Annotated in this window: 17 protein-coding genes; 7 read left to right on the top strand and 10 right to left on the bottom strand. The window is 62.6% G+C overall.

All coding sequences use genetic code 11. From position 1 onward, the window contains the following. Nucleotides 1–31 precede the first annotated feature (31 nt). Together BLQ55_RS15215 and BLQ55_RS15210 are read right to left on the bottom strand one after the other, a co-directional pair. Complete coding sequence (locus tag BLQ55_RS15215; protein ID WP_092205072.1) at nucleotides 32–748, bottom strand: TorF family putative porin; 717 nt, start codon at nucleotides 746–748, stop codon at nucleotides 32–34. Nucleotides 749–937: 189 nt separating this feature from the next. Then, complete coding sequence (locus BLQ55_RS15210) at nucleotides 938–1,126, bottom strand: hypothetical protein (protein WP_018607615.1); 189 nt, start codon at nucleotides 1,124–1,126, stop codon at nucleotides 938–940. Between the two features lie 339 nt (nucleotides 1,127–1,465). Here BLQ55_RS15210 and BLQ55_RS15205 point away from each other — a divergent pair, with 339 nt between their 5' ends. Both BLQ55_RS15205 and BLQ55_RS15200 read left to right on the top strand, forming a co-directional pair. After that, nucleotides 1,466–2,302 (top strand): CvfB family protein, encoded by an 837-nt coding sequence (locus BLQ55_RS15205; RefSeq protein ID WP_060738695.1) that lies wholly within the window; start codon nucleotides 1,466–1,468, stop codon nucleotides 2,300–2,302. 418 nt (nucleotides 2,303–2,720) lie between these two features. Beyond that, nucleotides 2,721–4,175 carry an NCS1 family nucleobase:cation symporter-1 gene (locus tag BLQ55_RS15200; RefSeq protein WP_060738694.1) on the top strand — a complete coding sequence of 485 codons (1,455 nt, stop codon included), beginning with the start codon at nucleotides 2,721–2,723 and terminating at the stop codon, nucleotides 4,173–4,175. On the opposite strand, the gene BLQ55_RS15195 is transcribed toward BLQ55_RS15200, so the two are convergent. Continuing rightward, the gene (locus BLQ55_RS15195; protein ID WP_092205071.1) at nucleotides 4,176–5,348 is read right to left on the bottom strand and encodes an MFS transporter; all 1,173 of its coding nucleotides are present in this window, start codon (nucleotides 5,346–5,348) and stop codon (nucleotides 4,176–4,178) included. It abuts the gene before it with no gap. Between the two features lie 103 nt (nucleotides 5,349–5,451). Here BLQ55_RS15195 and BLQ55_RS15190 point away from each other — a divergent pair, with 103 nt between their 5' ends. Together BLQ55_RS15190 and BLQ55_RS32530 are read left to right on the top strand one after the other, a co-directional pair. Then, the gene (locus BLQ55_RS15190) at nucleotides 5,452–6,345 is read left to right on the top strand and encodes a putrescine utilization regulator PtrR (RefSeq protein ID WP_092254892.1); all 894 of its coding nucleotides are present in this window, start codon (nucleotides 5,452–5,454) and stop codon (nucleotides 6,343–6,345) included. 139 nt (nucleotides 6,346–6,484) lie between these two features. Beyond that, a complete protein-coding gene (locus BLQ55_RS32530; protein ID WP_003198971.1) occupies nucleotides 6,485–6,613 on the top strand; it encodes a PA1414 family protein in 129 nt (42 codons plus the stop codon). Nucleotides 6,614–6,822: 209 nt separating this feature from the next. Here the strand turns inward: BLQ55_RS32530 and BLQ55_RS15185 are convergent, their stop codons facing one another. From BLQ55_RS15185 to speB, 4 genes are all read right to left on the bottom strand, one after another. After that, nucleotides 6,823–8,199, bottom strand: a complete 1,377-nt coding sequence (locus BLQ55_RS15185; protein WP_092254889.1) for a sodium:solute symporter family protein — start codon at nucleotides 8,197–8,199, stop codon at nucleotides 6,823–6,825. Nucleotides 8,200–8,355: 156 nt separating this feature from the next. After that, nucleotides 8,356–9,894, bottom strand: a complete 1,539-nt coding sequence (locus tag BLQ55_RS15180; protein ID WP_256326591.1) for a purine-cytosine permease family protein — start codon at nucleotides 9,892–9,894, stop codon at nucleotides 8,356–8,358. Nucleotides 9,895–9,943: 49 nt separating this feature from the next. Continuing rightward, the gene (locus tag BLQ55_RS15175; protein ID WP_092205066.1) at nucleotides 9,944–10,351 is read right to left on the bottom strand and encodes a YybH family protein; all 408 of its coding nucleotides are present in this window, start codon (nucleotides 10,349–10,351) and stop codon (nucleotides 9,944–9,946) included. Nucleotides 10,352–10,360: 9 nt separating this feature from the next. Continuing rightward, nucleotides 10,361–11,311, bottom strand: a complete 951-nt coding sequence (gene speB / locus BLQ55_RS15170) for an agmatinase (protein ID WP_092205065.1) — start codon at nucleotides 11,309–11,311, stop codon at nucleotides 10,361–10,363. A gap of 332 nt (nucleotides 11,312–11,643) precedes the next feature. Here speB and BLQ55_RS15165 point away from each other — a divergent pair, with 332 nt between their 5' ends. Further along, nucleotides 11,644–12,537: a LysR family transcriptional regulator gene (locus BLQ55_RS15165; protein WP_092205064.1), complete on the top strand. Its 894-nt coding sequence runs from the start codon at nucleotides 11,644–11,646 to the stop codon at nucleotides 12,535–12,537. 2 nt (nucleotides 12,538–12,539) lie between these two features. After that, nucleotides 12,540–13,136, top strand: coding sequence for a tRNA-uridine aminocarboxypropyltransferase (locus BLQ55_RS15160; RefSeq protein ID WP_092254886.1), 597 nt, complete (start codon nucleotides 12,540–12,542; stop codon nucleotides 13,134–13,136). A gap of 129 nt (nucleotides 13,137–13,265) precedes the next feature. Here the strand turns inward: BLQ55_RS15160 and BLQ55_RS15155 are convergent, their stop codons facing one another. From BLQ55_RS15155 to BLQ55_RS15145, 3 genes are all read right to left on the bottom strand, one after another. Then, on the bottom strand, nucleotides 13,266–14,630 hold the full coding sequence (locus tag BLQ55_RS15155) for an HlyD family type I secretion periplasmic adaptor subunit (protein ID WP_092205062.1): 1,365 nt from the start codon (nucleotides 14,628–14,630) through the stop codon (nucleotides 13,266–13,268). A gap of 165 nt (nucleotides 14,631–14,795) precedes the next feature. Then, nucleotides 14,796–16,955: a type I secretion system permease/ATPase gene (locus BLQ55_RS15150; RefSeq protein WP_092255075.1), complete on the bottom strand. Its 2,160-nt coding sequence runs from the start codon at nucleotides 16,953–16,955 to the stop codon at nucleotides 14,796–14,798. Between the two features lie 30 nt (nucleotides 16,956–16,985). After that, nucleotides 16,986–18,344 (bottom strand): TolC family outer membrane protein, encoded by a 1,359-nt coding sequence (locus tag BLQ55_RS15145; RefSeq protein WP_092254883.1) that lies wholly within the window; start codon nucleotides 18,342–18,344, stop codon nucleotides 16,986–16,988. A gap of 454 nt (nucleotides 18,345–18,798) precedes the next feature. Here BLQ55_RS15145 and BLQ55_RS15140 point away from each other — a divergent pair. Further along, on the top strand, nucleotides 18,799–20,606 hold a 1,808-nt coding region (locus BLQ55_RS15140), incomplete at its 3' end, for a retention module-containing protein (RefSeq protein WP_143011738.1).

The raw sequence follows: 20,606 nt of genomic DNA, 5'->3' as shown, positions 1-20,606 counted from the left end.
GCAGCAGTTCAGCCGATCGAATACGTAACGCTTAGTAAAAAGGATGGGCCATCTTGAGGGTCAGCAGGCTGTCGCATTCGCTGTTGTGGCCGGAATACGCCGAGCAACTGCTGCCGCTGAGGCTTGAGTCGCTGTAGATCAGGTCCAGGTCGAGGCCCTTCCAAGGCCGGGAAATTTTCAACGACCAGTCGCTGAAGCTTCCTACGTAGCCGTTCTCGACCGACACCGGTGTATTGAGCTGGTGGGTAGTGTATTTGGCGCTGATGCCAATGCCGAACGGCACGTTGCCGCCCAGGTCGGCGAACAGCGTGCTGTTCTGTTTGTCCGGATCGTTGCTCAGGGCCGCGCCGAAACGGCTGCCGAGCACGGTCAGACCGCCGTAGAACTCCTGGCTGTCGAGGGTATCGGCGGTGGGGTAGCTGTAGTGGATCAGGCCGACCTCGTAGCCCAGGGTCTGGTCGAAGGGTTGTTTAAAGCCCATGTAGGAATCGATTTCGAGGTCGGCCGAGGAGGTCAGGCCGGCGCTGGGTGACCACTGACCAACGTACCAGCCGCTGTCGTGGCTCAGGTCCAACCCACCATGAAACGAGCCGGTGCTCGACGGCGTGACGAGACCCTCGGCCATGCTGCGGCTGGGGGTGGTGCCCAGTTTGAGGTCGAAGTCGCCGAGTTCGCGTTGGAACACCTGCCCCTGGGCGAGGGAGCACGTCAACAGGCTGATCGCCAGCGCAACAATAGGAATACGCATGCTTCACTCCATGAAATAGCGAGGAGCAGGAATTAAGCTGAAACGCTTGAGCTAGAGAGGTGCAAGGATACCGGCGAATGATCGGCAGCGAAGGCCGTTCGTCGATTCATGGGAAATGAATGGAGCGGGGAGGGGTCCAGTCCAAGCGCTTCGAAGCTCAAAGCGCTTTGGGACCAGGTGACGCGCAGGTTACTTCTTGCCCAGGCTGATCTGCTTGGACGGGCCGAATGTCTGGCCGCTGACGCCTTTGGCAATTTGCTGGATCTCGCCGCCGGACTTGAGGAACGCAGCGATCTGGTCGTTGATCGACTCGCTGGTTTCAACGGCTGGAGCTGGCTTTGCTTTGCTGTTGGATGCTTTTACGCGCATGACGGCCATTAACCTGTAGATAATTAATTGGGCCAGGCATCGTACAGGAAATACTTGACAATTGCTTGGCAAATATCCTTCTGAATGATCGCTGGCGTGACGGGAATAATCAGCCGTTATCCGGCAATAATTGCCCTAAGCCTCTGTTTTAAATAACAACCGTTTGAAGAATATTATGCCGAGCGTGGACGGCACGCACCGTTACCGGCCTGACGAATGGCTGTGCCTCGGACGAAAACCCAGGAAAATCAACGCTTGTGCCAGGCCTTCCAGGCAAACCTTGCCGGCGGCCACGAATCGCGCCGCAAAACCGGGTAGAATGCCGCCCACGCAATGAGGGTATTGGAAATGGCTTTAGTCGGGCGCTACAACAGTTTGCAAGTGGTTAAACACACTAACTTCGGTTTATATCTGGACGGCGGTGCGGACGGCGAAATCCTGCTGCCCAATCGATATATTCCCAAGGATATTCCCAGTGAAGATGAAGACTGGCTCAATGTTTTCATTTATCTGGACAGCGACGATAAATTGATCGCCACCACCGAAAAACCCAAGGTTCAGGTCGGTGAGTTCGCCAGCCTGAAAGTGGTTGAGGTCAACAGCATCGGCGTGTTCCTGGACTGGGGCCTGCCCAAGGACCTGTTGCTGCCGTATTCCGAAGAAAAGCGCCAGATGACCGCCGGCGAATACTGCGTGGTGCACGTCTACCTCGACAAGCACACTCGCCGCATCACCGCCACGGCACGCCTGGATCGTTATCTGGACAAGACCCCGGCCAACTACACGCCGGGCCAGGAAGTGGATTTGCTGGTCGCCGAAGCCACCGACATGGGGTTCAAGGCGATCATCAATAACAAGCACTGGGGCCTGATCCACAAGAATGAAATCTTCAAGTTCATGCGCGCCGGCATGCAGGAAAAAGGCTTCATCAAGGAGATTCGCCCGGACGGCAAGATCAGCCTGAGCCTGCAGCCGGTGGGCCAGGAAGCCGCCACCAGCCTGAACGCCAAGATCCTCGCCAAGTTGCGAGAGAACAACGGCACCCTGGCGGTCAGCGACAAGAGCGACCCGGCGCTGATCAGCAGCCTGTTTGGCGTGAGCAAGGGCAACTTCAAGAAGGCCATTGGTGCGCTGTACAAGAATGGGCAGATTGTCATTCATGCCGATCGTATTGAATTGAGCTGATCTCAGCCGAGCCCAGCTTTGTGGCAAAAAGGACTCTGTGTGGCGAGGGGATTTATCCCCGCTGGGGCGCGGAGCGGCCCCACGATAGCTAACTTGCCCTGCCTGGCACACCGAGGCGCCAGGCTCAGGGGCTGCTTCGCAGCCCAGCGGGGATAAATCCCCTCGCCACAGGAACTGTGCCCGCCTTTAGTCTGTATACAAATCCCTGCACCTTTAGCATGCACCCGCGCCCTGTTCGTGGGCGCATGCCTATTCCTGCGTGGCCTTCCTCTGCGCCACACCCCCCGGTTTGTCTCACATCCTGCGCGTATGGCACGCATTCTGCGTAGCAACGCGTATACAAACCATGCCGGCTCCCGTGCGCAGTATGGTGAGCAGGTCGATACGGGGGCACGGCGGTACTCAAAGGAGCCCCGCAATGTCCGAGCAATTGCCCAACGGCTACAGCCCCCGCCTCTACAACGAGGACCTGGGCCCGCTGCCGCAGAAATGGAATTGGTACAACATCTTCGCGTTCTGGATGAGTGATGTGCACAGCGTCGGCGGTTATGTCTTCGCCGCCAGTCTGTTCGCCTTAGGCCTGGCGAGTTGGCAAGTGCTTATCGCCTTGCTCGGCGGGATCTGCATCGTGCAACTGATCGCCAACCTGGTCGCCAAGCCGAGCCAACAGGCTGCGGTGCCGTACCCGGTGATCTGTCGGCTGGCGTTCGGGGTGTTCGGGGCGAATATTCCTGCGGTCATTCGCGGTTTGATCGCCGTGGCCTGGTACGGCATTCAGACGTACCTGGCCTCCAGCGCGCTGATCATCGTGGTGCTGCGGTTTTTTCCTTCGATGGAGGTTTACGCGACGCCGCATTTTGCCGGTTTGTCCTACCTGGGTTGGTTCGGTTTCCTCAGCCTGTGGTTTGTCCAGGCGCTGGTGTTCTGGACTGGCATGGAATCGATCCGTCGTTTCATCGACTGGGCCGGGCCGGTGGTGTACGCCGTGATGTTCCTGTTGGCCGGCTGGATCGTGTGGAAGGCCGGTTGGAGCAACATCAGCTTCACCCTGGCGGAAAAGTCCTTGTCCGGCTGGCAGGCGTTCGGCCAAGTGATCGTGGCGACGGCCCTGGTGGTGTCGTACTTTTCCGGCCCGACCCTGAATTTCGGCGATTTCAGCCGTTACTGCCGGAGCATGTCTGACGTGCGCCGGGGTAATTTCTGGGGGCTGCCGGTGAATTTCCTGGCGTTCTCCCTGGTCACCGTGGTGATTGTTTCCGGGACCTTGCCGGTGTTCGGTGAAATGCTTCACGACCCGATTGCCACTGTGGCGCGCATCGACAACGACGTGGCGGTCTTGCTGGGGGCCTTTGCCTTCGTGACCGCCACCATCGGCATCAACATTGTCGCCAACTTCGTCTCGCCGGCCTTCGACTTCGCCAACGTCGCCCCCAGCAAAATCAGTTGGCGCGCCGGCGGCATGATCGCGGCGGTGGCTTCGATTTTCATCACGCCGTGGAACCTGTTCAACAACCCCGAAGTGATCCACTACACCCTGGACGTGCTGGCGGCGTTCATCGGCCCGCTGTTCGGGATCCTGCTGGTGGATTACTACCTGATCAAAAAACAGCAGATCGACGTGGATGCGCTGTTCAATGACGGGCCCAGCGGGCGCTACTACTACAGCGGCGGCATCAACTGGACGGCGGTCAAGGCGTTGATTCCGGCGACGCTGATGGGTGTGGCGATCACCTTCACACCCGTGCTGCAACCGATGGCCAACTTTGCCTGGTTCACCGGCTGCTTCCTCGGCGGGGTGTTGTATTTCGCCTTGGCGCGACGCGAGCCGGCCACGCAGTCGAGCAAGGCGTTCAGCCCGGCCGGCCAGGCCTGATCAACGCAGGGCGGTCTGGGCGCAAGGGCTCGCCGCGCCTCGGCTGGCGGGCCGCAGCAACAGGCCACCGGCCAGCACCAGGCCGCTGCCGGCAATGATCAGCGCCGGTTGCAGGCCGCCGCTGAAATGGCTGCTCAGCGCCGCCAGCAGGGGGCCGCTGAGTTGGCCCACGGCAAAGCAGGCGGTCAACAGGCCAGCGTTGCGCTGGGTGGCGTGGGGCGCCAGTTCCCGGGAGCGCAGCATCACCAACTGCATGCAGGCCAGGAACGGTGTGCCACACAGGATCACCCCCAGCGCCAGCCCCGGCCCGCTGCCCAGCAGGCAGGCAAATACCCCGGCGGCTTGCAGCCAGAGCGTGCCGATCAGCCAGCGGCCGGTGGTGTTCGGGTTCGGCCGTCGCCGGCTGACCAGCAACACACCGCTGGCGGCGGCCAAGCCGAAGCAGGGCCAGAACAGATCGGCCAGCCATTGGCCGTGGAACTGCGCCGAGGCCATTTGCGACAGGAACGTGGCCGGAATGATGTAGCCCACGCCGTACAGGGCGTACACCACGCCCAGTCGAGCGATGCCCGCGTTCGGCGAAGGGGCGGTCGGCCCAGGGACAGGTGTTGCGGCTGCCGGCTGCGGCAGGATCGGCAAGATCGCCAGCAACATCGCCAAGGCCACGCCGGCGTACACCAGCCACAGGGTGGCGGAGGTCTGGCCCAGCAGGTTCGAGCCGAGGGCGAGCAGGCCGGTCAGGAAAATCCCCAGGCCCGGCCCGGCAAACACCAGGGCACCGAGCCGTGGCCGTCCCACCGCCGCGGCCAAGGGTTGGCTCAGGGCGGTGATCATCACCATCACCCAGGCGCTCGCCACGCCGGTGCCGAAACGCAGCGCCAGGTGCGGCCAGAAGCCCCAGGCCCAGAACGACGCCAGGGTCAGCAGCACGCACAGCCACAGGCCGCCGAGCAACCGTCGCCGCACCTGTTCCGGACGACGGGCGAACATGGCGTCCAGCGCGCCAAGGAAGTACCCCAGGTAGTTGGCGGCGGCAATCAGACCGGCGGCGGTCAAGTCGACCTGACCTTCGCCGATCAAGTGAGGTAACTGGGGCGTCAAGGCGAAGCGGCCAATGCCCATGGCCATCATCAGCGCGATGAAACTGCCGAGCAGGCGAGTAAGAGGTGACATGGTCGTTCTCCGATGTCGGGGCGAATGACCGTCAGGCTAGGACTGATTGACTTTCATTAAAAATGAATAATAGTGAGTAACTTGTTCTTTTTTGGAGAAGGTCATGGAGTTCAGTCAACTGCGGATTTTCCAGGCCGTGGCCGAGGAAGGTTCCATCACCCGGGCCGCTGAGCGCCTGCACCGGGTGCCGTCGAACCTGTCGACCCGGCTCAAGCAGCTTGAAGAGCAACTGGGTGTGGACCTTTTCCTGCGGGAGCGTCAGCGTTTGCAGTTGTCACCCGCAGGTAAAGTGCTGCTGGACTATGCGGCCAAGCTGTTCGCCTTGCACGACGAGGCCCATGCCGCCGTGCAGGGCGGGCAGCCGGCCGGGGATTTCCTGCTGGGTACGATGTACAGCACGGCGGCGACGCATTTGCCGGACCTGCTCGCGGCTTATCACCGGGCGTACCCGGCGGTGAACCTGCAAGTGCAATCGGGGCCCAGTGGCGAGCTGCTTGAAGGCCTGCTCACCAACCGGCTCGACGCGGCACTGGTGGACGGCCCACTGGAGTTGGCGGGGCTGGATGGCGTGCCGTTGTGCGACGAGCGGTTGGTGCTGATTACCGAGGCCGATCATCCGCCGGTACGCAGTGCCCTGGATGTGCAGGGCCGCGCGGTGTTCACGTTCCGGCGTGGTTGCTCGTACCGGATGCGATTAGAGGCCTGGTTTGCCCATGATCACGCGACCATGGGCCGGGCGATGGAAATCGAGTCTTACCAGGGGATGCTGGCGTGTGTGATCGCCGGGTCCGGGGTGGCGTTGATGTCCGAGTCGATGCTGGCCAGCCTGCCGGGCCGCGAGCGGGTCACGGTGCATTCGCTGGCCGAGCCGTTCGCCAGCGCCACCACTTGGCTGATGTGGCGCAAAGGCATGGTCGGAGCCAACCTGAACGCCTGGATCGAGTTGCAACAACAGGCCTGGCCGCGGGGGCCAATGCTCACGGCGCAATCGGCTTGAACTCCGGGAGGCGGATTTGGATCAATTCAGTAACAGATCATTGCAAACTGAGACGAGCATTGCGTAGAACATCGGACTATTATCAGTGCGAAGGGGCCACAGAAATCTGCCGCTCGCACCACCCTGAGGGGGCACCACGATGAAAGAGAAAATCCAGAACTGGCTTCACGACTTGGGTGTCGCGCTTGGCCTGATCGAACCGCCGATGCAACCGGTACCGATCCGCACCGATGACGAGCAACGCCGCCGCCAACCGCGCCGCCGGTAAACCCATCGCCGAATTTTGGAGAGATCGCAGTTCCAGACCATTTCAATGGAGATGGCCCGGAACTGCGATCTTTTTATTTCTGAAGACAGAATCTGTGGGAGCGAGCTTGCTCGCGATAGCGGTGGACCGGCATGCATCCATGTTGAATGTACCGCCGTCATCGCGAGCAAGCTCGCTCCCACAGGGATCTCATTGTCGAGCATTGGCGGTCAAACCGCCTCGGCCACCACCTTCGGCCGTGGCGACAGCACGCTCACCAGGACAAAACTCACCAGCGCCACGCTCAGGCTGTAGTAGATCGGCGTGTTGGCGTCCAGGCCGTCCTTGAGCATGAAGAACAGCGCGGTCAAGAAGCCCAGCGACATGCTGGTGATGGCGCCGGCGGTGGTGGCGCGTTTCCAGTAGATGGCGCCGATCAACGGGATCAACATGCCGCCCACCAGCAGGTTGTAAGCCAGGGTCAGGGCGCTGACCACCAGGGCGATCACCAGGACCACCGCGCCCATCAGCAGGGTCGCGATGCGGTTCTCGTGGGCGTCGGCACTGCCGCTCTCACGGCCCTGGCGCAGACGGGGCAGCAAGTCCTGGACCACCGTGGTGGACGCGGCGAGCAGGCCCGCCGCGGCGGTGGACATCAAGGCCGCCAGGGCCGCGGCGATCACCAGGCCACGAATGCCGTTGGGGAGGCTGGTCTGCACCACGCTGGCGAAGGCATTGTTGACGTTCTCCAGGTCCGGCAGCAACACCTTGGCCGCCATGCCGATCAACGCCCCGGCCAGGCCATACAGCACGCAGTACAGGCCGGCGGCGGTGCCGGCCACTTTGGCCACGCCTTCGCTGCGGGCGGTGAACACGCGCTGCCAGATGTCCTGGCCGATGAAGATGCCGAAGAAGTAGATCAGGAAGTAGGTGAGGATGGTGTCCCAGCCAATCGCGGTGAAGTCGAAGTAGCTGGCCGGCAGTTTAGCCACCATGGCCTCCCAGCCGCCCGCGTCACTGATGGACATCGGCATCAGCAGGAACACCAGGCCGACGGTCATGATCAGGAATTGCACGATGTCGGTGAGGGTCAGCGACCACATGCCGCCGATGGTGGAATACAGCACCACCACGCCGCCGCCCACCAGGATCGACACCCAGAACGGCAGGCCGAACAACACCTGCATCACGGTGCCGATGGCAATGGTCGAGGTGGCGCCGATCATCAGTGCGTAAACCAGCATGATCAGCGCACTGGCCTGGCGCGCCGCCGGGTTGTAGCGGCGTTCTAGCACTTGGGTCACGGTGTAGATCTTGAGCTTGAGCAACGGCTTGGCGAGGAACAGGCTCAGGCCGACGATGCCCAGGCCGATGGCGCCGCACAGCCAGAACCCGGAAATGCCGTAGACGTAGCCCAGGCGCACGGTACCGATGGTGGACGCACCGCCCAGGACGGTAGCGGCCATGGTCCCCAGGTAGAAGCCCGGGCCGAGGTTGCGCCCGGCCACCAGGTAGTCGTCACGGGTCTTGGCGCGGCGCATGCCGTACCAGCCGAGGGCGATCATGCCGGCGGCATAGATGAGAACGACGATTAAGTCCAAAGCCATGGTGGCGTGTCTCCGATTGTCTTTTTTATAGTGGGGACGGCTGGTACTCCAGCCAGAAAAGCTTGGGTACTGTCCTTGTGGCGAGGGGATTCATCCCCGTTGGGCTGCGAAGCAGCCCCAAAATAGCCAACTCAATCTGTCAGGCAACCCGAGGTGTCAGGGTTTGGGAGCGCTGCGCGCTCCAGCGGGGATAAATCCCCTCGCCACAGGTTCTGTGCTCGGCTGATTTTTGCTCCGCGGATCATCCGGCCCATACACCGCCGCCGGCTCAGGGAACACCCCAAGCAGCACCAGGTACACCACCGAAGCCAGGCCCAGGGTCACCGGCAGGCTGATGTCGATCCCGCCGGCCAATTCCCCCAGCGGCCCGACGAACTGCCCCGGCAGGTTGACGAAGCACAGCCCCACCAGCGCACTGGGGATCCAAGCCCCCAGGCCACGCCAGTTCCAGCCGTGGCTGAACCAGTAGCGCCCGCCGGTTTCACCGCGGGTGAACACTTGCAGGTCATCCGGGCAGTAGAAGCCGCGGCGCACCAGCAGGCCGATGATCATGATCACCATCCACGGTGTGGTGCAGGTGATGATCAGCACGGCGAAGGTGGATACGCTCTGCACCAGGTTCGCCGCGAAGCGCCCGATGAAGATGAAGGCAATCGACAGCACGCCGATCAGCAGCGTGGCCTTGACCCGCGACAGCACCCTTGGGAACACGCTGGACATGTCCAGCCCGGTGCCATACAGCGAGGTGGTGCCGGTGGACATGCCGCCGATCACCGCGATCAGGCACACCGGCAGGAAGAACCACCCCGGCGAAACCGCCAGCAGCCCGCCCACGTAGTTGTTGGCCGCGATGTAGTCCGGCGCCTTGATCGCCACGATGGTGGCGGTGGCGAGGCCGAACAGGAACGGGATCAATGTCGCCAGTTGTGCCGCGATCACGGCCAGCATGATGCGGCGCTTGGGCGTGTTGCGGGGGATGTAGCGCGACCAGTCGCCCAGGAACGCTCCGAAGGAAATCGGGTTGCTCATGGCCACCAGCGCCGCGCCGATGAAGGCCGCGTAGAAGCCCGGCTGGCCGAGGCTGACCGTGCCGGCGAACTGGCTGTCGAAGGTCGGTGCGAAGGCGAAAATGCCCAGCAGGAACAGCAGGCTGGCGGCCCACACGGCAATGCGGTTGACCCACAGCATGAAGCGGAAGCCGTAGATGCAGACCGTCAACACCAGCAGGGCGAACAGGCCGTAGGCCAGGCCCAGGCTCAGGTCGGTTTCCGGCACGCCGACCAGCCGCTTGGCGCCGCCGATCAACGCATCGCCCGAGCTCCACACCGACAGCGAGAAAAACGCGATGGCGGTCAGCAACGAGAGGAACGAGCCGACGATGCGCCCGTGCACGCCGAAGTGCGCACCGGAAGACACCGCGTTGTTGGTACCGTTGAGCGGGCCGAACAGGCCCATCGGCGCGAGAATGATCGAACCCACCAACACGCCCAGCACAATCGCCCAGACCCCGGCCTGGAACGACAAGCCGAACAGCACCGGGAAACTGCCGAGCACGGCGGTGGCGAAGGTATTGGCGCCGCCGAAGATCAGGCGAAACAGGTCGCCCGGGCCGGCAGTGCGTTCGTGGTCCGGGATCTGTTCGACCCCGTTGGTTTCAATGTGCGTAAGGCTTTTATCGTTATTGTTATGCATGATCTGCTCCGATCATCGAGGCGCGTTCATCGAATGTGAATGTCGCCTGTTGCTAAGGGGATGGCAGCCCTTCCGGCATTGCGGACAAGTGTTCGTGACAGGCCAGCCACAGGCCTTGTTGTTCTTGGCGAAACACAATGGTTTCGCGCTCCTGGCTAGAGTGAAGCTCCCCTTGCATGCGCAGCTCGGTGGCCACGTCATGGATGAAAATCGCCACGTCCCCTTGCAGGCTGACGAAGGCGTTGCTCGAGGTGCAGTTCAGCACCTCGAAGCCATCCTCGGACCGCCAGCGATCCCACAATGCCTGGTAGGCATCGCGTGACAGCAGGGGCTGTTCAAGGGTGTGGAACACGAAACTCGCATCGGCCGTGAACGCACCGAAGTAGGCGTCGCGGTCATTGCGGGCGAAGGCCGACACCAGCTCGGCGGCGGCCTTGAGGATTTGATCTCGATCGTTCATGGCCGCACCTCAACGATGAACCACGCCGGGCAGTACGCAGAGCATCTCGTACAGCAGGTTGGCGCCCAGCAGCGAGGTGTTGCCGGTGGTGTCGTACGGCGGCGAGACTTCTACCAGATCGCAACCGACCAGGTCGAGGCCCTGGCAGCCCCGGACGATTTCGATCGCCTGGATGGTGGTCAGGCCGCCGATTTCCGGAGTGCCGGTGCCGGGCGCCCAGGCCGGGTCGATGCCGTCGATGTCGAAGCTCAGGTATACCGGGCCGCCGCCGACTTTCTCGCGCACTTCGGCCATCAGTGGAGCAAGGGATTTGTGCCAGCACTCTTCGGCCTGGACCACGCGAAAGCCCTGGTTGCGGCTCCAGTTGAAATCATCGGCGGTGTAGCCCTGGGCACGCAGGCCGATCTGCACCACGCGGTCGCAATCGAGCAGGCCCTCCTCCACGGCGCGGCGGAAGGTGGTGCCATGGGCGATCTTCTCGCCGAACATGTGGTCGTTCACATCGGCGTGGGCGTCGATGTGCACCAGGCCGACCTTGCCGTGTTTCTTGTGGATCGCCCGCAGGATCGGCAGGGTGATGGTGTGATCGCCCCCCAGGGTCAGGGGGATGACGTTGTGTTCGAGGATCTTGTGGTACGACTCTTCGATGATCCGCACCGCGTCCAGCAGGTTGAAGGTGTTGATCGGCACATCGCCGATGTCCGCCACCGACAGTGAGTCGAACGGCGCGGCGCCGGTGGCCATGTTGTAGGGGCGGATCATGACGGATTCGGCGCGAATCTCGCGAGGGCCGAAACGGGTGCCGGCGCGCAGGGAGGTGCCGATGTCCAGCGGTACGCCGACGAAGGCCGCGTCCAGGCCGGCAGCGGTTTGCAAATGGGGGAGTCGCATCATGGTGGCGATGCCGCCGAAGCGCGGCATTTCGTTGCCGCCCAGTGGTTGGTGAAGAGTCTTGTCCACGGGTAGGGCCTCATCGCTGTTTTATTTATCAGGGGCCGATTCTGCGAAAAGCCGCTGGCGTGAAGAATCGCTGGGGGCAAATACTTAGTTCAGATTTTTCTAAACTAATGGCGGGCGGGGCGATAGACTTCGCGGCAGCACGGTCCCCCTGTTTGGATTGGGAAATAGTGGCCCCTGTGGCGAGGGGATTTATCCCCGCTGGGGCGCGAAGCGGCCCTAAAACCTGAAAGCTCGGTGTGTCAGGAAAATGGTATTGGGGCTGCTTCGCAGCCCAGCGGGGATAAATCCCCTCGCCACAAATGTGCATTGACTCGATTGTATGGAGACCCCCAATGGCCAACGCTCTACCCGACCTGAAACTGCTGCGCATTTTCGTCAGCGTGGTCCGGCACCAGGGGTTCGCCAATGCCCAGCACGAGCTCAACCTGTCCACGTCGGCCATCAGCACCTACATGAGCCAGTTGGAATCGGCCCTGGGCCTGGTGCTGTGTCATCGCGGCCGGGGCGGGTTCAGCCTGACCAGCAAGGGCGAGCTGTTCCATCAGGAAACCCTGCGCCTGTTGGGCGAGCTCGAAGGGTTCGAGCAGTACGCCGCCGCACTCAAGGGGGAGCTGCGCGGTACGTTGAACCTGGGGGTGATCGACTCCACCGTCAGCGACAAGGCCTTGCCGTTCGCCGAAGCCATCGGCGCCTACAGCCAGGAACATCCAGCGGTGCATTTGCATCTGTCGGTCATGAGCCCTTACGAGCTGCAACTCGGCGTGCAGGACAACCGCCTGGACCTGGCCATCGGTGCGTTTTCCACGCGCATGAGCGGGCTGGTCTACATGCCGCTGTACCGTGAGCAGCACTGGTTGTATTGCAGCAACCGTCACCCGTTGTTCAACGAGCGGCGCATTCCCGAGCAGGTCATCACCCAGCAGCGCATGGTCGGGCGCGGATACTGGAGCCAGGCCGAACTGGCCCGTCACGGCTTCAAGCACAGCGCGGCGACGGTGGAGAGCATGGAGGCGCAGTTGATCCTGGTGCTGTCCGGCGCCTACATCGGCTACCTGCCTGAGCACTACGCCCAGGCCTGGGTCGACAGGGGCGACTTGCGCGTGCTGCTGCCAGCGACCTTCGGCTATCAGGCGCCGTTTTCGATGATCGTGCGCCGCGGTCGCAGCCGCGAGCCGCTGATCCAGACGTTCCGTGATTTGCTCAAAGCTCAACTGAATCAGGCCTGACCATGTCCAGAATCCAGTGCCCGCGTTGCCACAGGCCACAAAGCCATTGCCTGTGCCCGCTGATCCCCAGCCTCGACAGCCGCACCCGCGTCTTGCTATTGCAGCATCCCAGCGAAGTGAACCATGCCTTGAACACCGCCCGCCTGGCGGCGTTGGGGCTCAATAACGCCGAGTTGATCGTGGGTGAGGTGTTCGAGGATCTGCCCCGGTTGCTCGATCAACCGGGTTATCAGGCTCGGTTGTTGTTTCCGGCTGATGATGCGCAGCCGCTGCAAGCCTGCGGGCCGTCCGATGAGCCGCTGCTGTTGGTCGTTCCCGATGGCACCTGGCGCAAGGCCCGCAAGCTGCTGCACCTCAACCCGCTGCTGGCGGCACTGCCGAGGGTGACCCTGGCCGAAGGCGGAGTGTCCCGTTACCGCTTGCGCAAGGCGCCGGGGCCGGGGGCGTTGTCGACGGTGGAGGCGATTGTCCAGGCGTTGCAGGTCCTGGAGGCGCCGGCGAGTTTCGAGGCGTTGCTGAGGCCGTTCGAGGCCTTGATCGAGGGGCAGATTGTGGCGATGGGGGAGCAGACCTATCAGCGTAATCATGCTGAAAAATAGAGGTGTGGCTGCCGGCCTCATCGCGAGCAAGCTCGCTCCCACAATGGATTTTTGTGCGCTGGAGCCCCCTGTGGGAGCGAGCTTGCTCGCGATAGCGATCGACCAGGCACCGAAGATCCCTGCCAAAGTCTACCGCTCACGCATCGCCTCGGTCCGCGCCTTCAACACCGGCTTGAGCAAGTAATCCAGGACACTTTTCTCCCCGGTGATGATATCCACCGTCGCCACCATTCCCGGAATGATCAGCAACGGCTTGGCATCCCCGCCCAAGTGGTTTTTGTCAGTGCGCACCTGGATCAGGTAGAAGCTGTTGCCCTTGTCATCGGTGATGGTGTCGGCGCCGATCAGTTCGAGCCTGGCGCTCAGCCCGCCATAGATCGTGTAGTCGTAGGCGCTGAACTTGACCATGGCCTTCTGGCCCGGGTGCAGGAACGCCACGTCCTGGGGGCGGACCTTGGCTTCGATCAGCAGGTTGTCTTCCAGGGGCACGATTTCCACCATGTCGTTGCCCGGCTGCACCACGCCGCCGATGGTGTTGACCTTCAGTTGCTTGATCACCCCATGCACCGGCGAGACCACCGTCGTGCGGGTCACGCGGTCGTCGATGGCGATGCTCGAGGCGGTGATTTTCGACAGTTCGGTGCGTTTCTCGTTGAGGTCCTTGGCCGCCTCGGAGCGGAAGGTCTGTTCCGATTCGTCGATCTTGCTCTTGATCTCGTTGATCGCCGATTCGGCCCGGGGAATCGCCAGGGTGGTGGCGTTGAGCGAACCGCGGATTTCCACCGCGCTGCGCTTGAGCCGCAGGATCTCCACCGGCGACACCGCCCCGGTGCGCACCAGCGGCGTGGACATGTTCATTTCTTCCTGCAACAAGGCCAGGGCGGAGCTGAACTGGCCTTGCTTGGAGCGAAACTCCGCCAGCTCCTGGGTCTTCTGCCGCAGCTGTTCGGTCAGGGTCCGTTGTTCACTGGCCAGGCGCCGCTGGCGTTGTTCATACAGCGAGCGCTCGTCCTCGGCCACTTGCGGGGCCTTGGCGATCACCTCATCTGAAAGTTTGAAGGGCCGGCCCTCGGCCTCGGCCGACAAGCGTTCGACCTGGGCGGTCAAGGCATAGCGGTCGGCTTCGCTCTCGCCCTTGTTCGATTGATATCGCGTGTCGTCCAGGCGCAGCAGGGTGTCGCCCTTGTTCACCATCTGGCCTTCGCGCACGAATATCTCGGTGACGATGCCGCCCTCCAGGTTCTGGATCACCTGGACCTTGCTCGACGGAATCGCCTTGCCTTCGCCGGTGGTGACTTCCTGCAAGACCGCCAACTTCGCCCAGACCAGCCCGGTGATGATCAACCCGGCGGCCAGCCACACGGTAACCCGCGAGCGCCGGGGCGAATCCTGCAGCGTGGCGCCGGCGGTTTCCGGCATGAACTCGCTTTCGGCGCTTTTGCTGAAACTGCCGAAGTAGCTTCGGGCGGTTGAATCCGGTGTTTGGGCAGACATGGGCGGTACCCGTCAGTGAGAGAAAATAAAACCGAACAAAGAACCTGTGAGAGCGAGCTTGTGTGGGAGCGAGCTTGCTCGCGATAGCGATGTAACAGTCCCACCTGCGCCAGCTGATCCAATGCTATCGCGAGCGAGCTCGCTCCCACAGGGGAGGTGTTGCGCTTAAACCGCCGCAGAGCCTACCCGTCCCTTGCGCAAGGCATCGATGACTGCGTCCTTCGGCCCGTCCGCCACGATCCGACCGTTATCCAGCACCACCAACCGGTCCACCAGGCTCAGCATCGAGGTGCGGTGAGTGACCAACAGCATCGTCTTGCCCTGTACATGGGGGTGAAGCTTCTGCCGCAGGACGTCTTCGCTGGTGTTGTCCATGGCGCTGGTGGGTTCGTCCAGCAATAGGATCGGCGGGTCGAGCAACAAGGCCCGGGCCAGCAGCACGGCTTGGCGTTGGCCGCCGGACAGCAGTTGCCCGCGCTCGCCCACCGGGCGGTCGAAACCTTGGGGATGCTGGCGCGCCAGTTCGGTGACACCGGTCAGTTCCGCCACTTCCAGCATGCGTGCATCACTGATGTAGCGCGCGCCCAGGGTGAGATTGTCCCGCAGGCTGCCGGCCAGCAGCGGCAGGTCATGGGCGACGTAGCCGATCTGTTGGCGCAGGTCGGCGACGTCCAGTTGCCTCAGGTCCAGGCCGTCCAGCAGCAACTGGCCTTCCTCCGGTGCATAGAAACCCATCACCAGGCGCGCGAGGGTGCTCTTGCCCGAGCCACTGCGGCCGATGATTCCGACCCGTTCGCCGGGCTTGAGGCTGAAACTGACATTGGTCAGCGCCGGGGCGCTCTGGCCGTTGTAGTGGAACGTCACGCCGTTGACGTCCAGGGCGCCCTGCAATTGGGTACGGTCCAGGGGCCGCTGCTTGGCGTCTCGCTCCTGGGGCAACGCCATCAGGGCATCGGTGCTGCGCATGGTGAGCTGGGCTTGCTGGTAGCGGGTGATCAGCCCGGCGATCTGCCCGAGCGGGGCGAGCACCCGGCTGCCAAGCATGTAGGTCGCCACCAGCGCGCCGACGCTGAGATTGCCGGCAATGATGCTGTAGACCCCGGCGACGATGGTCGCCATGCCCGCCAGTTGTTGCAGGAACAAGGTGCCATTGGTCGCCAGTGCCGAGAGGTTGCGCGCATGGCTGTCCAGGCGGGTGAGGGCACCGTGGGTGCTTTCCCATTGATGCTGGCGCTCGCTTTCGGCGCTGCAGGCCTTGAGGGTTTCCAGGCCACCGAGGGTTTCGATCAGCAGGGCCTGGCGCTGGGCGCCGAGGGCCAGGCTTTTTTGCACGGTGTCGCGCAGGCGCATCTGGATGATCATGGCGAAGACGATGGTGATCGGAAACGCGATCACGGGAATCACCACCAGCCAGCCGCCCAACAGGCCGATCACGACGAGCATCAGCAGGGCGAAGGGCAGGTCGATCAGGCTGGTGAGCGTCACCGCCGTGAGGAATTCGCGCAGGCCCTGGAAGTCGTGGATGCTCTGGGCGAAGCCGCCGATGGTCACCGGCTTGGCCTTCATCGCCATGCCGGTGATGCGTTCGAACAGGGTGGCGGACAGAATTACGTCGGTTTTCTTGCCGGCGGTGTCCAGCAGATGGGCGCGCACCACCCGCAGCACCAGTTCGAAGCCGGTACCGATCAACAGCCCCACGGCCAGCACCCACAAGGTGGACGTGGCCTGGTTCGGCACCACGCGGTCGTAGGTCTGCATGACGAACAGCGGCACCATCAGCCCCAGCAGGTTGATCAGGAAGCTCGCCAGGATCGCGTCGCTGTACAGCCAGCGCGACAGTTTCAAGGTGTCGCGAAACCACGCCTCGACCCGGGGTACCAGGGGCGAGCGCAGGTCTTCGAGTTCATGGCGCGGCCGGGCGAACAGCGCCTGGCCGCTGTAATCGGTGGTCAGCTCCTCGCGGCTGACCCACTGCTCGCCACCATCGGCTTCGCTGGGCAGGATCAGCGCCTTGCCATCCTCGCCCCAGCGCCGCAAGACCGCGCAACGGCCCCCCGCCAGGATCAGCATCACCGGCAGGTTCAGGGGGGAGATGTCCGCCAGCTCACGACGCAACAACCGCGCCTGCAAGCTCGCCCGGGCCGCTGCGCGGGGCAGCAGGTCCAGGCTCAAGCGTTGGTGCGCCATAGGGAGCCCGGCGCTGAGGCTGGCGCGGCTGACCGTCGCGCCATGGAGTTTGCAGAGGATCAACAGGCCGTCCAGCAGGGGATCATCGAAATTCAGGCGCGGATCAGCGCCAAGGGTTGCGGGTTCCATGCTGGTCACAGTGTTCGCTCCCATTTTTTTTGGAGGGGGCTACTTCAGTTCCGGCAGCCGAGCCTGGTTCTTGACTTCGGTCTGCGCGACCGTATCGGCCGGCAGCACGATCCGTTGTTTGTGCAACAGCAGGCCCATGTTCGCCAGCACCCGGTACATCGAGTACTCCTCGGTGTAACGCACCTCGGTGTAGCGCCGGTTGGCGTTGTACAGCTCGTTTTCGCTGTCGAGCAGGTCGAGCAGGGTGCGCTGGCCGAGACCGAACTGATCCTGGTATGCGGCGCGCACACGGGCGGTGGTGTCGGCATATTCGCGGGCGGTGGGGGTCTGTTTGCGGGCGTTGAGCATCGCGTTCCAGGCCAGGCGCGTGTCTTCGTTGAGCTGGCGCAGGGCGTTGTTGCGAATGTCCATGGCCTGGTTGATCTGGTGGGCGTTGGACGCCAACCGCGCCTTGTCGCTGCCACCGCGGAACAGGTTGTAGTTCATCACCACGCCGACCCGCCAGTTGTTGTCGTGGCCTTCTTCGCCACCGATGTTGTTGTTGGCGCCCACCGCCGCCTCGGCGTCGAAGCGTGGGTAGAACGGCGACTTCGCCACTTCGTACTGGCTCTCGGCGGACTGTATGTCGGCCTGGGCCGATTTCAGGTAGGGGTTGTTGTCCACCATGCTTTGCTGGGCTTCGCGCAGGTCGGCGGGGATTTCGCCTTTGGTCGAGGGCGGTGTCTCCAGCTCATCGGGCATGCGTCCGACCACGCTGTAGAAGTTGGCCTCGGCGTCGGCCAGGTCGACCTGGGCGGTGTCGTAGTTGTTTTCCGCCAGGGCCCGACGGGCGTTGGACTGGTCGGAGTCGGCGTTGCTGCCGACCCCACGTTCGGTGCGCAGGCCGATCTGGTCGTTGACCCGCATGTGCGCTTGCAGGTTGTTCTTGGCCAGGGTCACCAGTTCGCGGCGCTTGAGCACTTCCAGGTAGACCTCAATGGTGCGCAGCGCCAGATCCTGGGCCGTGCCTTGGGCGTAATAGGCCCGGGAATTGACCACGCCCTGGGTGCGTTGCACTTCATTGGCGGTGTTGAACCCGTCGAAGATCATCTGCCGCAGGCGCAGCTCCGATTGGGTGTAGGTCAGGATATTGGTGTGGTGGTTGCCCAGGGCGCGGGTGTTGGTGTTGTCACTGTAGCCACGGCCGTAACCGGCATTGAGATCCACCGATGGGAAAAAGCCCCCTCTGGCGACCTTGACGTCTTCGTTGGCCGACAGACGGCTGTCCACCCGTTGTGCCAGTTCCGGGTGAGTCGCGATGGTGCTCTGGATCGCCTCGGTCAATGACATGGCCTGCGCCTGAGAAGAGCAGGCCATGGCCAGCAAAACCGCGCTGCAGAGGGGGGTTAGAACGCGCATGGGGTGCATCTCCTGAGGTCTGTAGTGCTTCGCTTGTCGCCAAAATATTGACGTGTTTAAGATCAAAACCGTTTCAACCTTGTAACAACACAGCTAAGAACATCCTGAGCAAAACCTAAGAAGAATTTCTCATAAGAGTTATTCCAAAAAAAACTTATGAGCTTGAAAAAAACCGGCACATTGTTCAAAGCGAAAGCCTTTGAATCTGCGGGTTCTGACGGCTTTTAGGCGTCAATAAAAGTTTCATGCAGATTTTTAAGCGACGTGAAGAAGTACCGAAAGGGCGATGTGAGAAGCGGTTTTTGTGACGGTTTTTTGTCGTTTAGGCGAATTGCCAGCACCTTCTGCTTCCGCGAAAGCTGGCAGATTTTCCAGCTTTTTGGGTCGCCAGACCTGAGGACGAATTCTTCACCCAGACAGGTGCCGATTGCGGTCGGCAACGGAGGAAATGCACATGGCAGCGCTCATCGGTATCGTCAGCAAAGTGGTCGGGCAAGTTTTCGCAGAAGCGGCTGGTGGCCTGCGGCGGCCTTTGGTCGAAGGCGATCGGCTCTATGCCGGCGAACACCTGGTCACCGGTGCCGAAGGGGCTGTGGCTGTTCATCTGCAGAACGGCCAGTCGTTGACTCTGGGCCGTGAAAGCAACCTGACCCTGACCCCGCAGCTGCTGGCCAACCATGCGCCTCATGTCGACACGCCCGACACGACGACGCCGAGCGACGCGCAACTGACCGATGTGCAAAAGCTGCAGCAAGCCATCGCCGCCGGTGCCGACCCGACCCAGACCGGCGAAGCCACGGCCGCCGGGCCTGAAGGTGGCAACCCGGGTGGTGTAGGCGGTGGGCACAGTTTTGTGCTGTTGGAAGAAGTGGGTGGGGAGGTCGATCCGCTGATCGGTTTCCCGACGGCCGGGTTCAACGGGATTCCCGAATTTCCCCAGCTACGCTTGGCCGGTGACCCGGATAACACCGGCGACAATGCCGCCGTGCCGCCGGTAACCCCTGAGACGCCGGACAACCCCGTGACCCTCGACGGGGTCAATGTCCAGGGCGGCGAACTGACCACCAACGAGGCCAATCTGGCCGATGGTTCGGCCAGCAATCCGGGGGCGCTGGTGCAAAATGGCACCTTCACGGTTTCCGCGCCTGACGGGCTGAGCAGCCTGAGCATCGGCGGTATCAACGTCATCAGCGGCGGCGTGCCCGCAGGCTTTCCTCAGACCATCACGTCGGCGCTGGGCAACACGTTGACCATCACGGGCTATGACCCGACCACGGGAGTGGTCAGTTACACCTACACCCTGACGGACAATGAAACCCATCCTGCCGGCGGCGGGGCCAACACCATTACCGAGCAGTTCCCCGTGGTGGCCGTCGACACCGACGGCGACACGGCCACCGGCACCCTGGACGTCAACATCACCGATGACGTGCCCCAGGCGATCGACGACAGCCACGCGAACACGGCGTCGGAAACCCTGGTCACCCTTACCGGCAACGTATTGACCAACGACCACCAGGGCGCCGACCGGATCCCCACCGGCCCCGACAGCGGGCCGATCATTGGCGGGACGTTCACTGGTACCTACGGCACCCTGGTACTCAACCCCAACGGCACATACACCTACACCCTGAACACCAGCGACCCGCAATTCGTCGCGTTGCATGGCGGGGGCAGCGGTACCGAGACGTTCACCTACACCCTGACCGACGCCGATGGCGACACCAGCACTGCGAACCTGGTGCTGCAAGTGCATAACAATGATGATCCGGTGGTGTTGGTGGGCCTGGATGCTGAAGGTGGCGAACTATCGTTGCAGGAAAAAAACCTCAGCGACGGCAGCAGCCCGGATGCACCGGCCCTGACTCAAAACGGCACGTTCACCGTGACCGCGCTGGACGGTGTGCAGACCCTGAGCGTTGGCGGCATCAACGTTGTCACCGGCGGCGTGGCAGCCGGTTTCCCGCAATCGATTACCACTGCACTGGGCAACACGCTGACCATCACTGGCTACAACGCCAACACCGGTGTGGTGAGCTACAGCTACACGCTGCTGGATAACGAAACCCATCCAAATGCCAACGGCGCCAATGGCGTTAGCGAGCAATTCGCCGTAGTCGCCACCGACGACAACGGCACCACGGCCAACGGCAACCTGGATGTGAACATCGTCGACGACTTGCCTAAAGCCGTGGACGACAGCAACGCCAGTACGGCCTCGGAAACCCACCTGACCCTGACCGGCAGCGTGCTGACCAACGA

The organism is Pseudomonas sp. NFACC13-1 (assembly GCF_900104425.1).
In the GTDB taxonomy this organism is placed as follows: domain Bacteria; phylum Pseudomonadota; class Gammaproteobacteria; order Pseudomonadales; family Pseudomonadaceae; genus Aquipseudomonas; species Aquipseudomonas fluorescens_AA.
Note: the sequence above shows the minus strand (reverse complement) of the source record. Positions and strands in the feature narration are given on the sequence as shown.